This window comes from Burkholderia sp. Ac-20392, from assembly GCF_017104585.1.
GTDB classification, from domain to species: Bacteria; Pseudomonadota; Gammaproteobacteria; order Burkholderiales; family Burkholderiaceae; genus Burkholderia; species Burkholderia lata.
In genome coordinates, this window is record NZ_JAAGPB010000280.1 from 1 (window position 1) to 11361 (window position 11361).

At 67.7% G+C, this 11361-nt stretch carries 10 protein-coding genes and 2 riboswitches; of the genes, 8 read left to right on the forward strand and 2 right to left on the reverse strand.

What is annotated here, in order from left to right:
- Positions 1 to 257 precede the first annotated feature (257 nt).
- The 7 genes from G3N99_RS25570 to G3N99_RS25600 all read left to right on the forward strand — a co-directional run bounded on the left by G3N99_RS25570 (position 258) and on the right by G3N99_RS25600 (position 9701).
- A complete protein-coding gene (locus G3N99_RS25570; RefSeq protein ID WP_206123788.1) occupies positions 258 to 1310 on the forward strand; it encodes an oxidoreductase in 1053 nt (350 codons plus the stop codon).
- A gap of 158 nt (positions 1311 to 1468) precedes the next feature.
- Positions 1469 to 1831, forward strand: coding sequence for a hypothetical protein (locus tag G3N99_RS25575; RefSeq protein ID WP_027788671.1), 363 nt, complete (start codon positions 1469 to 1471; stop codon positions 1829 to 1831).
- 114 nt (positions 1832 to 1945) lie between these two features.
- Positions 1946 to 2047: riboswitch (glycine riboswitch) on the forward strand.
- Between the two features lie 33 nt (positions 2048 to 2080).
- Positions 2081 to 2214: riboswitch (glycine riboswitch) on the forward strand.
- A gap of 84 nt (positions 2215 to 2298) precedes the next feature.
- Entirely contained in the window at positions 2299 to 3417 is a 1119-nt protein-coding gene (gene gcvT, locus G3N99_RS25580) for a glycine cleavage system aminomethyltransferase GcvT (RefSeq protein WP_011350563.1), read from the forward strand.
- A gap of 118 nt (positions 3418 to 3535) precedes the next feature.
- Positions 3536 to 3919: a glycine cleavage system protein GcvH gene (gene gcvH, locus G3N99_RS25585; protein WP_174940158.1), complete on the forward strand. Its 384-nt coding sequence runs from the start codon at positions 3536 to 3538 to the stop codon at positions 3917 to 3919.
- A gap of 147 nt (positions 3920 to 4066) precedes the next feature.
- Complete coding sequence (gcvP, locus tag G3N99_RS25590) at positions 4067 to 6994, forward strand: aminomethyl-transferring glycine dehydrogenase (RefSeq protein ID WP_174953309.1); 2928 nt, start codon at positions 4067 to 4069, stop codon at positions 6992 to 6994.
- Positions 6995 to 7145: 151 nt separating this feature from the next.
- On the forward strand, positions 7146 to 8282 hold the full coding sequence (locus G3N99_RS25595; protein WP_206123789.1) for an alginate lyase family protein: 1137 nt from the start codon (positions 7146 to 7148) through the stop codon (positions 8280 to 8282).
- Between the two features lie 30 nt (positions 8283 to 8312).
- Entirely contained in the window at positions 8313 to 9701 is a 1389-nt protein-coding gene (locus G3N99_RS25600; RefSeq protein ID WP_206123790.1) for an L-serine ammonia-lyase, read from the forward strand.
- Between the two features lie 70 nt (positions 9702 to 9771).
- Here G3N99_RS25600 and G3N99_RS25605 read toward each other — a convergent pair whose 3' ends face one another.
- A complete protein-coding gene (locus G3N99_RS25605) occupies positions 9772 to 10173 on the reverse strand; it encodes a type II toxin-antitoxin system VapC family toxin (protein WP_174940164.1) in 402 nt (133 codons plus the stop codon).
- Positions 10173 to 10409 carry a type II toxin-antitoxin system VapB family antitoxin gene (gene vapB, locus G3N99_RS25610; protein ID WP_174940166.1) on the reverse strand — a complete coding sequence of 79 codons (237 nt, stop codon included), beginning with the start codon at positions 10407 to 10409 and terminating at the stop codon, positions 10173 to 10175. The genes G3N99_RS25605 and vapB overlap by 1 nt, the downstream gene beginning before the upstream one ends.
- A 363-nt stretch (positions 10410 to 10772) precedes the next feature.
- On the opposite strand from vapB, the gene G3N99_RS25615 reads away from it, so the two are divergent.
- Positions 10773 to 11361, forward strand: a 589-nt coding sequence (locus G3N99_RS25615) for a thiamine pyrophosphate-binding protein (RefSeq protein WP_277396438.1), incomplete at its 3' end; no start/stop codon positions are given.

Consider the following 11361-nt stretch of genomic DNA (forward strand, 5'->3'; position numbering starts at 1 on the left):
TCGGCGGAGCACAGCGGCATGACCCCGGGCGGCGCCCCGGCGCCGGTCGTCCACCGTGCGGGCCGGCAGGCTACCGGCGCGGGCGTCACACAGAGGCCCGCGCAAAATGCCGGCTTTCCTTGCGCAAACGCCGCATCGCATCGCGCGTTTCGCCCGAACACGCCAGTGCAAGCAGCCGCGCCATGCCAAAATAGCCGGTCGTCTTCGCGCCGTCTCGGCGCACCGTCCGTTAGTTTCCTTCGCAGCCAGGGATTGCCATGTCGTCATTGCTCAGGATTGGTTTGATGGGTTTCGGGTTCGCCGGCGCGACGTTCCACGCGCCGGTGATCGCCACGAGCGGCCGCACTGAAGTCACCGCGATCGCAACGGGGCAGCCCGATCGCGCGCAGGCGGCGTATCCGGGCGCGCGCGTCGTCCCCGATCTCGACACGCTGCTCGGCCTCGACGACATCGAATGCGTGGTGATCGCCACGCCGAACGACACGCACTTCGCGCTCGCGCGCCAGGTGCTCGAAGCCGGCCGCCACGTGGTCGTCGACAAGCCCGTCACGCTCACCGCCGACGAGGCGCTCGCGCTCGCGCGGCTCGCGAACGCGCGCAGCCGGCTGTTCGCACCGTTCCACAACCGCCGCTGGGACGGCGATTTCCTCACCGTGCGCGACATCGTCAAATCGGGCGAGCTCGGCCGGCTGACCTGTTTCGAATCGCACTTCGACCGTTTCCGCCCAACGCCGCGCACGCGCTGGCGCGAGGAACCCGCCCGTGGCGGCGGCCTGCTGCTCGACCTCGGCCCGCACCTGATCGACCAGGCGCTTGCGCTGTTCGGCCTGCCGGAAACGGTGAGCGCGACCGTCAAGACGCGCCGCGACAACGGCACGGCGCCCGATTACGTGCACCTGCAGCTCGGCTATCCGGACAAGGACGTCGCGCTGCATGCGAGCGCGCTGTCGGCGATCGAACCCGCGCGCTTCACGCTGCACGGCACCCGCGGCAGCTACCAGAAGTTCGGGCTCGACACGCAGGAAGACCAGCTCAAGGCCGGCCTCACCGCGGACGACGTCGAATTCGGCGGCGGCAACCCGCCCGGCCTGCTGCGCGTGCTCGACGGCGACGTCGAAGTCGAGCGCCCGGTGCCGACGCTCGACGGCCAATACGCGGAGTTCTACCGCGCGCTGACCGCGTCGATCCGCGACGGCGCGCCGTTCCCCGTCACCGCGCAGGACGCCGTCGACGTGATGACGATCATCGAGCTCGCCGCACAGAGCGAGCACGATGGCCGCCGGCTGCCGTTCGTGCGCCGCACGATCTGACACCGCGCGCCGGCCGCTGGCGGCCGGCTGGCGCAGGTGCGCATGGATCAACCGGAACATTCGGTTACAAATGCCGGGGGAACGAAAGTCAGCGGTAGACCGGTCTGATGCGTTTCTCAAAAAAGTCGATCCGACACCAATCCGTCAGGAGAATGTTGATGCAACGGTTGATTCGCGCAGCAGCGTGCTGCGTCCTGGTTTCCTCGCTTGCGGCCTGTATCGTGCAGCCGCAGCAGCCGGTCCGCCCGGCACCCCCGCCGCGGCCCAATCCGCAGGTCGTCGCGAACGAGCGGATGCAGCAGATCCAGGGCCGGATCGACAACCTGCACCGCCGTATCGATGCGCGCGTGAACGGCGGCTACTACCCGCCGCCGTACGGCGCGCAGCTTCATCACCGCCTCGACGTGATCCGCCAGGAAGCGAACGACATGTCCGCGCAACATAGCGGCGGCCTGTCCGGCGACGAGCAGCGCGTGCTGAACCAGGAACTCGACACGGCCGCACGCGCGATCGGCGAGTAACGCACCGGCGCCCGCCGGAGCGGAAAAAAGCGGCGGCGCCGGTTGCCGCCGCTTGTCGCGAAGCGACATTCTTTTGCTCAAATTGACAAGGCCCAACCGCTCGCGTACAGTCGCCCGCACGCGTCGGGAGAGCGTGTGACCGGGCTGTTTCAGCCGGTTGCGCCGCCGAAGGGGCACACCCGCAAACTCTCAGGCAAAAGGACCGACCGCGTCGGGGAATCCCGTCCGCGCATTGCGCGGGCCACACTCTCCCCGCACTCTGGAGAGCGGCAGTAGCCCGCAGCGCATCCGCTGCGCGGGCAAGCTGCCCACCGAAGGGGCGCGCGTTCGCCAGGCCTGGCCGGCAACGCAATCTCTCAGGTATCGAGGACAGAGGGGCATGTACCGGATCGCTCGCAGGCCATTGGCCGCGGTGGTCGGCACATGGCCGTTCTGATCCGCGCGCAAGCGCCTTGCCTGAGGCCTCGATGACTGCACTGAATCACACCCCGCTCAACGCCGCGCACCGCGCGCTCAATGCCCGCATGGTCGACTTCGGCGGCTGGGACATGCCCGTCAACTACGGCTCGCAGATCGAAGAACATGAAGCCGTGCGCACCGACGCCGGCATGTTCGACGTGTCGCACATGTGCGTCGTCGATTTCACCGGCAGCCGCGTGCGCGCGTTCTTCGAGCACGCGATCGCGAACAACGTCGGCAAGCTGAAGACGCCCGGCAAGGCGCTCTACTCGTGCCTGCTCAATCCGCAGGGCGGCGTCATCGACGACCTGATCGTCTACTACTTCACCGAAGAATTCTTCCGCGTCGTCGTCAACGCCGGCACGGCCGAGAAAGACATCGCGTGGTTCAACCAATTGAACGAGCAAGGCGGCTTCGGCGTCACGATCACGCCGCGCCGCGATTTCGCGATCGTCGCCGTACAAGGCCCGAACGCCCGCGAAAAGGCCTGGTCGACCGTGCCCGCCGCGCGCGCCGCCACCAGCGAACTGAAGCCGTTCAACGCCGCGCAGGTCGCCGGCACGCCGTTCGGCGATCTCACCGTCGCGCGCACCGGCTACACCGGTGAAGACGGTTTCGAAGTGATCGTCCCGGCCGTGCACGTCGAAGCGCTGTGGAACGCGCTGCAGCAAAACGGCGTGCGCCCGTGCGGGCTCGGCGCGCGCGACACGCTGCGCCTCGAGGCCGGCATGAACCTGTACGGCCAGGACATGGACGACACCGTCTCGCCGCTCGACGCGGGCCTCGCGTGGACGGTCGACCTCACCGCGCCGCGCGACTTCGTCGGCCGCGCCGCACTGGAAGCCAACGGCACCCGCGCCGCGTTCGTCGGCCTGATCCTGCAGAAGGAAAACGGCAAGGCGGGCGGCGTGCTGCGCGCGCACCAGAAAGTCGTCACGCCGCATGGCGAAGGCGAGATCACGAGCGGCACGTTCTCGCCGTCGATGCAGGAATCGATCGCGTTCGCGCGCGTGCCGGCGGCCGTCCAGATCGGCGACCTGGTCCAGGTGCAAATTCGCGACAAGAATCTTCCCGCGCGCGTGGTAAAACTGCCGTTCGTGCGCAACGGCAAGGTCCTCGCTGCGTAACGGCCGGGAGGCCCGCCTCCCGGGAAGCCGGGAGATGGCGCCCGGCGCAACACCACACCCGGCGCGCCCCGGCGGCGCGCCAGCAAAACGAACAAACCCTTTTAATCAGGAGCATCCGATGAGCAACGTCCCGGCCGATCTGAAATACACCGACGAACACGAGTGGATCCGCACCGAAGCAGACGGCACGCTGACGGTCGGCATCACCGATCACGCACAGAGCACGCTTGGCGACATCGTGTTCCTCGAGTTGCCGCAAGTCGGCAAGCAGGCGAAGGCAGGCGACGCGATCGGCGTCGTCGAGTCGGTGAAGGCTGCATCCGACATCTACTCGCCGGTATCGGGCGAGATCGTCGCGTTCAACCAGGACGCCGTCGACACGCCGGAAGATGTCAACGGCGATCCTTACGACGCGTGGTTGTTCAAGATCAAGCTCGCAGCAGGCGCCAACACCGACAACCTGCTCAGCGCCGACGCTTACAAGAAACTGATCGGCGACTAACTTTCTCACTCGTACCGCGCGGGGTGGGTCAGCCGCCCTGCCTCGCGCGAGGCCGGAGCAAGCGCCCAGGCGCACGCTCCGGTCGCTTGCCAAGCATGCGGCCCGAGCAGGTGCCGACGCACCCCCTCGGGTCGACCTAGGAACGCCATGAAGCTCGAACACCCGGACCGCCTGATGAACCGCACGCCCCTCTCGCTCGCCGCGCTCGAAACGCACGATGCGTTCGCCGAACGCCACATCGGCCCCGACGCCGCCAGCCAGCAGGCCATGCTCGACACGCTCGGCTTCGCGTCGCGCGCCGCCCTGATCGACGCCGTGATCCCGGCCTCGATCCGCCGCGCCGAAACGCTGCCGCTCGGCCCGTTCGCGCAGCCGAAGAGCGAGGCCGAAGCCCTCGCCGCACTGCGGGTTCTCGCGGACAAGAACCAGGTGTTCCGCTCGTATATCGGTCAGGGTTACCACGACACGCACACGCCGGCCGTCATCCTGCGCAACGTGCTCGAAAACCCGGCGTGGTACACGGCCTACACGCCGTACCAGCCCGAAATTTCCCAGGGTCGCCTCGAGGCGCTCCTGAACTTCCAGCAGATGGTCGCCGACCTGACGGGCCTCGCGATCTCGAACGCGTCGCTGCTCGACGAAGCCACCGCCGCCGCCGAAGCGATGACGCTGCTGCAGCGCACCGGCAAGCCGACGTCGAACGTGTTCTACGTCGCCGACGACGTGCTGCCGCAGACGCTCGAAGTGATCCGCACGCGCGCGCTGCCGGTCGGCATCGAGGTCAAGACCGGCCCGGCCGCCGACGCGGCTCAGGCCAATGCATTCGGCGTGCTGCTGCAGTACCCGGGCGTGAACGGCGACGTGCGCGACTACCGCGCACTCACCGAAGCGATCCATGCGGCCGGCGGCCACGTGGTCGTCGCGGCCGACCTGCTCGCGCTGACCGTGCTCACGCCGCCGGGCGACTGGGGTGCGGACGTCGCGATCGGCAACACGCAGCGCTTCGGCGTGCCGATGGGCTTCGGCGGCCCGCACGCCGCGTATCTCGCGGTGCGTGACGAATTCAAGCGCCAGATGCCGGGCCGCCTCGTCGGCGTGACCGTCGACGCGCAAGGCAAGCCCGCACTGCGCCTCGCGCTGCAGACGCGCGAACAGCACATCCGCCGCGAGAAGGCCACGTCGAACGTGTGTACCGCGCAGGCGCTGCTCGCGATCATGGCCAGCATGTACGCGGTCTACCACGGCCCGCACGGCCTGAAGACGATCGCGCTGCGCGTGAACCGCATCGCGGCGCTGCTCGCCGCCGGCGTGAAGCAGCTCGGCTTCGCAACCGTCAACGACACGTTCTTCGACACGCTGACGATCGACACCGGCGCGCGCACCGCGCAGGTTCACGAATTCGCGAAGGCGAAGCGCATCAACCTGCGCCGCGTGAGCGACACGCAAGTCGGCGTATCGGTCGACGAAACGACGACGCGCGACGACCTCGCCGATCTCCTCGCCGTGTTCGCGCAAGCCGCGGGCGGCACCGCACCGGCCGTCGACGCGCTGGACGCGGGCCTCGCCGGCGTCGCCGCGCTGCCGGCCGGCCTCGAGCGCACGAGCGCGTACCTGACGCACCACGTGTTCAACCGCCACCATTCCGAAACCGAAATGCTGCGCTACCTGCGCAGCCTGTCGGACAAGGATCTCGCGCTCGACCGCTCGATGATCCCGCTCGGCTCGTGCACGATGAAGCTGAACGCGACGTCGGAAATGCTGCCCGTCACGTGGCCCGAATTCGGCGGCATCCACCCGTTCGCACCGGCCGAGCAGACCGTCGGCTACCGCGAGATGATCGACCAGCTCGAGCAGATGCTCGTCGCGGCCACCGGCTACGCGGCCGTGTCGCTGCAGCCGAACGCGGGCTCGCAAGGCGAGTACGCGGGCCTGCTGATCATCCACGCTTACCACGCATCGCGCGGCGAAGCGCACCGCGACGTGTGCCTGATCCCGGCGTCCGCCCACGGCACGAACCCGGCATCGGCGCACATGGCCGGCATGAAGGTCGTGGTCGTTGCATGCGACGCGCAGGGCAACGTCGACATCGCCGATTTGAAGGCGAAGGCCGACGAGCACGCGAAGGACCTCGCGGCGATCATGATCACGTATCCGTCGACGCACGGCGTGTTCGAGCAGAACGTCCGCGAGATCTGCGAGATCGTCCATGCGCACGGCGGCCAGGTGTACGTCGACGGCGCGAACATGAACGCGATGGTCGGCCTGACCGCGCCGGGCCAGTTCGGCGGCGACGTGTCGCACCTGAACCTGCACAAGACCTTCTGCATCCCGCACGGCGGTGGCGGCCCGGGCGTCGGCCCGGTCGCAGTCGGCGCGCACCTCGCGAAGTTCCTGCCGAACCAGCGTTCGACCGGCTACACGCGCGAAGAAGACGGCATCGGCGCGGTATCGGCTGCGCCGTACGGCTCGGCGTCGATCCTGCCGATCTCGTGGATGTACATCGCGATGATGGGCGCGAAGAACCTGACCGCCGCGACGGAAACCGCGATCCTCAACGCGAACTACATCGCGAAGCGCCTCGCGCCGCACTACCCGGTGCTGTATTCGGGCCCGGGCGGGCTGGTGGCGCACGAGTGCATTCTCGACCTGCGCCCGATCAAGGAATCAAGCGGCATCAGCGTCGACGACGTCGCGAAGCGCCTGATGGACTACGGCTTCCACGCGCCGACGATGAGCTTCCCGGTGCCGGGCACGCTGATGGTCGAACCGACCGAATCGGAATCGCAGGAAGAACTCGACCGCTTCATCGCCGCGATGATCGCAATCCGCGACGAAATCCGTGCAGTCGAGGAAGGCCGCGCCGACCGCGAGGACAACCCGCTGCGCCACGCACCGCACACGGCGGCCGTCGTCACCGCTAACGAATGGCCGCACGCGTACTCGCGCGAGCAGGCTGCGTACCCGGTCGCCTCGCTCGGCACGAACAAGTACTGGCCGCCGGTCGGCCGCGCGGACAACGTCTACGGCGACCGCAACCTGTTCTGCTCGTGCGTGCCGATGTCGGAATACGCATAACGCGCGCCAGGCCAGGAGCCGCCCGATGGTGACCACACCGCACGCAACCCGGGGTTGCGTGCGGTTTTTTTGTTCGCCGCTCGAACCGGTTCACGTTCGCCCGCCAATCCGGCTAACATCACACGCGATCCAGCCAATGAAGGAGTTCCGCATGGTGCGTCCGATGTTTCCGGGCCATGGTGCAATGCAAGGGCGGCCGCGCGCGCGCCGCGTCGTGCCGATGCTCGTTGCGTCGCTGTCGTTTGCCGCCGCCGGTCTTGGCGCGTCCGGCAGCGCGCGCGCGGCGATGAATTTCTGCGCGGCGCCGGCACTGCAGGCGAGCGAGACGACACAGGCCGAGCCGGGCGTCCAGGCGCTGATCCGCAGCGTCGACGCGCGCATCGGCGAGCAGCCGAAGGCGATGGCGCGCGTGCACACGGAAGGCACGCTGCCGCACGAAGGCATCTACGACCAGAGCGCCGCCGCGCTGAAGGATCTCGACCTGATGCGCGATGCTGCGCTCGCGTGGCGCGTGACGAACGCGCCGCGTTACCTGCAGCTCGTCGACCGCTTCCTGTCCGCGTGGGTCGCGACCTACCAGCCGAGCTTCAACCCGATCGACGAGACGCGCTTCGACAGCCTGATCGTCGCGTACGACATGACCGCGAGCGCGCTGCCGGTGAAGACCCGCAACGCGACGGCCGCGTTCATCGCGAAGCTCGGCGCCGGCTATGTCGCGCAGATCGACGCGCAGAAGCGCCCGCTCACCGACACCTGGCGCAACAACTGGCAGAGCCACCGGATCAAGCTGATCGCGCTGTCCGCGTTCACGCTCGGCGATCGCAAGATGATGAACGCCGCGCAGCGGCTGTTCGTCGAGCATCTCGCCGACAACATCGGCCCGGACGGCAAGACCTGGGACTTCGAGGAACGCGATGCGCTGCATTACGCGGTCTACGACCTGCAGCCGCTGGTGACGGCCGCGCTCGCCGCGCGCCGCTTCAACCGCAACTGGCTGCGCGAACGGGGCGCGAACGGCGCGACGCTCGCAGCCGCGCTCGACTGGCTCGTGCCGTACGCGCTCGGCGAGAAGACCCACGAGGAATTCGTGAATTCGCCGGTGCCGTTCGACGCGAAGCGCCGCGAGGCCGGCCTGCCGGGCTACACGGGGCAGTGGGACCCGAAAAACGCCACCGAACTCTTTCATCTGGCCGCGCGGCTCGACGGGCGCTATGCCCGCGTCGCGCAGCAGCTTTCCCCAACGCCGCCCGCATGGCTCGCCGCGTGCCTGCCATTGCAGGCGCGCTAGCATTATTCTTATAGCAAGGCAGGAATCAACATGGCAGTCAGCGTCTTTGACCTCTTCAAGATCGGTATCGGTCCGTCCAGCTCACATACGGTCGGGCCGATGCGCGCGGCGCTGATGTTCGTCCAGGGCCTGGAGCGCGACGGGCAACTCGACGCAACGGCCCACGTGAAGGTCGAGCTGTACGGCTCGCTCGGCGCGACCGGCAAGGGCCACGGCACCGACCGCGGCGTGATGCTCGGCCTGCTCGGCGACGCGCCCGACACCGTCGATCCCGAGACGATCGACGCGCGGCTGGAAGACATCCGCAAATCGAAGAAGCTCGCGCTGCTCGGCACGCATCCGGTGCCCTTCGTGCTGAAGGAGAACATCGCGTTCTACCGCCAGGCGCTGCCCGAGCATCCGAACGGGATGAAACTGCGCGCGTCCGACGCGAGCGGCAACGTGCTGGTCGAGCGCACCTACCTGTCGGTCGGCGGCGGCTTCGTCGTGACGGCCGGCGCACCGAACACCAAGGTGCTGAGCGCGGCCGAGCAGATGACGCACCCGTTCCGCACCGGCGCCGAGCTGCTCGCGCTGACCGAGTCGACCGGCAAGTCGATCGCGCAGCTGATGTGGGAAAACGAGCGTGCGTGGCACACCGAGGAAGAGACGCGCGACGGCCTGCTGAAGATCTGGGCCGTGATGCAGTCGTGCGTGTCGCGCGGCTGCGGGATCGGCAACCCGGAAGCCGACGGCAACCTGCCCGGCCCGTTCCAGGTCAAGCGCCGCGCGCCGCAGTTGTACCGCACGCTGACGGGCAGCCCGGAGCGCGCGCTGCAGGATCCGCTGTCGATGATCGACTGGATCAACCTGTACGCGATCGCGGTCAACGAGGAAAACGCAGCCGGCGGCCGCGTCGTCACCGCGCCGACCAACGGCGCGGCCGGCATCATCCCGGCCGTGCTGCACTACTACACGCGCTTCACGCCTGGTGCGAACGAACAGGGCGTGATCGACTTCCTGCTGACGGCTGCCGCGATCGGTATTCTTTACAAGCTGAATGCGTCGATCTCCGGTGCGGAAGTCGGCTGCCAGGGCGAAGTGGGCGTCGCGTGCTCGATGGCGGCCGGTGCGCTTGCGACCGTGCTCGGCGGCACGCCGCACCAGGTGGAGAACGCGGCTGAAATCGGGATGGAACACAACCTCGGCCTCACCTGCGACCCGGTCGGCGGGATGGTGCAGATCCCGTGCATCGAGCGCAACGCGATGGCGTCGGTGAAGGCCGTCAACGCGGCGCGCATGGCGCTGCGCGGCGACGGCTCGCACTACGTGTCGCTCGACTCCGTGATCAAGACGATGCGCGAAACGGGCGCCGACATGAAGACGAAGTACAAGGAAACGTCGCGCGGCGGCCTCGCGGTGAATATCGTCGAGTGCTGATGCTGCAGCCGATGGCCATGTGGGGCAATCAGTCGCCCCGCATGACCATCGCGCGCCCTGCGGGCACGGATCAATCGTTCAGCCAGTTCTCCAGCCGCACTCCCGGGTAGCTCACAAAATCCCGCTCGTTGTTGGTCACCAGGACGACATCGAGCGACACCGCATGAGCGGCGATCAGCTTGTCGAGATGATCCTTCTTCCGCTCGCGGGTTGCCTCGCGGACCGGGCCATACGCTTGCGCAGCCGCAACATCGAACGGCGCGACGGGAATGTCCTCGATCAGCGCGGCAAGGTTGCTGCGTTCCCGCGCCGGGCTCGCGCACGCGGTGACGCCATACTCGAGCTCGGCGTACGTGATCGCCGACATCACGACGTCCCCCGTGTAGCACTGCGCAAATCGTCTCGCGACCTGCTCCGGCTGATGCTTCATCAGATAGATGCACATGTTGGTGTCGAGCATGTAGCGCGGCATCACAGCCCCTCGCGTTCGGCCTGCTCGTGGTCGCCACGCCCTTCGGCCATGAAATCCGGCCCGAATTTCGCGAATTTCTCGAGGACATCCGTCAAAGGCCGCCGCGCCGGCCGAATACGGATTTCGTCACCGATGCGCTCGATTTCCAGTTCGATATCGCTGCGTTCATAGGCAAGGTCGGCAGGAATTCGCACGGCCTGCGAGTTGCCGTTCCGAAATACCCTCGTCGTATGCATGTCGCCTCCAACATCCGGATGTACTGTGGATGTACAGTATATCCGCTTGGCCGACGATGTAAATCCATGTGTGTACATCATGCTTGCTCACCCTGATATCGATTCGAAAGCGAACGCCGGCACGCCGCACCGTTCATGACGGACAGGGCCTCATTCTCCGCGCCGACGACAAGCGGGCCGGCTCGACATTCGTAGCGCTCGATTTTTCAGCGTCGAGGATGCCCGCACAAGCTGGCCGTTCGGCCGAAACCGCAGTGCGTGCCCGAATCCCTACGTGTTCCGACACTTTTCTGCGGCCGGCGTACCGGCGGCCGGCCAACGGGCGTAAGCTGTACGTCCCGCTACCCAGGGAGACGGCAGCCCATGTCGCATTCCAAGGATCTCGAGCAGCCCGCCACCACCGGCGCGCGACTGCTCGTCGATGCGTTGCTCGCCAATCACGTCGAACGTGTGTTCTGCGTGCCGGGCGAGAGTTTCCTCGCCGTACTCGATGCGCTGGCAGACGACACCGCGCGCATCCAGACGGTCGTCTGCCGCCACGAGGCGGCCGCCGCGAACATGGCCGAGGCCGTCGGCAAGCTGACCGGCCGCCCCGGCATCGCGTTCGTCACACGCGGGCCCGGCGCGACCCACGCGTCGATCGGCGTGCACACCGCGTTCCAGGATTCGACACCGATGATCCTGTTCGTCGGCCAGTGCGCCCGCGAGCACCTCGACCGCGAAGCCTTCCAGGAAATCGACTACCGGCGGATGTTCGGCCAGATGGCGAAATGGGTCGCGCAGATCGACGACCCGCGCCGCATTCCCGAATACCTGAGCCATGCGTTCCACGTCGCGACGTCCGGCCGTCCCGGCCCGGTGGTGCTCGCGCTGCCGGAAGACGTGCTGTCCGAAGCGTGCGCGCCGCAGCCCGTCGTGCCGGCCGCGAAACGCGTCGCGGCCGCGCCGTCGG

Bases quoted from the DNA above. Each gene is read 5' to 3' on its own strand.
- G3N99_RS25570 (WP_206123788.1), top strand. From the start codon at position 258: ATGTCGTCATTGCTCAGGATTGGTTTGATGGGTTTCGGGTTCGCCGGC.
- G3N99_RS25575 (WP_027788671.1), top strand. From the start codon at position 1,469: ATGCAACGGTTGATTCGCGCAGCAGCGTGCTGCGTCCTGGTTTCCTCG.
- gcvT (WP_011350563.1), top strand. From the start codon at position 2,299: ATGACTGCACTGAATCACACCCCGCTCAACGCCGCGCACCGCGCGCTC.
- gcvH (WP_174940158.1), top strand. From the start codon at position 3,536: ATGAGCAACGTCCCGGCCGATCTGAAATACACCGACGAACACGAGTGG.
- gcvP (WP_174953309.1), top strand. From the start codon at position 4,067: ATGAAGCTCGAACACCCGGACCGCCTGATGAACCGCACGCCCCTCTCG.
- G3N99_RS25595 (WP_206123789.1), top strand. From the start codon at position 7,146: ATGGTGCGTCCGATGTTTCCGGGCCATGGTGCAATGCAAGGGCGGCCG.
- G3N99_RS25600 (WP_206123790.1), top strand. From the start codon at position 8,313: ATGGCAGTCAGCGTCTTTGACCTCTTCAAGATCGGTATCGGTCCGTCC.
- G3N99_RS25605 (WP_174940164.1), bottom strand. From the start codon at position 10,173: ATGCCGCGCTACATGCTCGACACCAACATGTGCATCTATCTGATGAAG.
- vapB (WP_174940166.1), bottom strand. From the start codon at position 10,409: ATGCATACGACGAGGGTATTTCGGAACGGCAACTCGCAGGCCGTGCGA.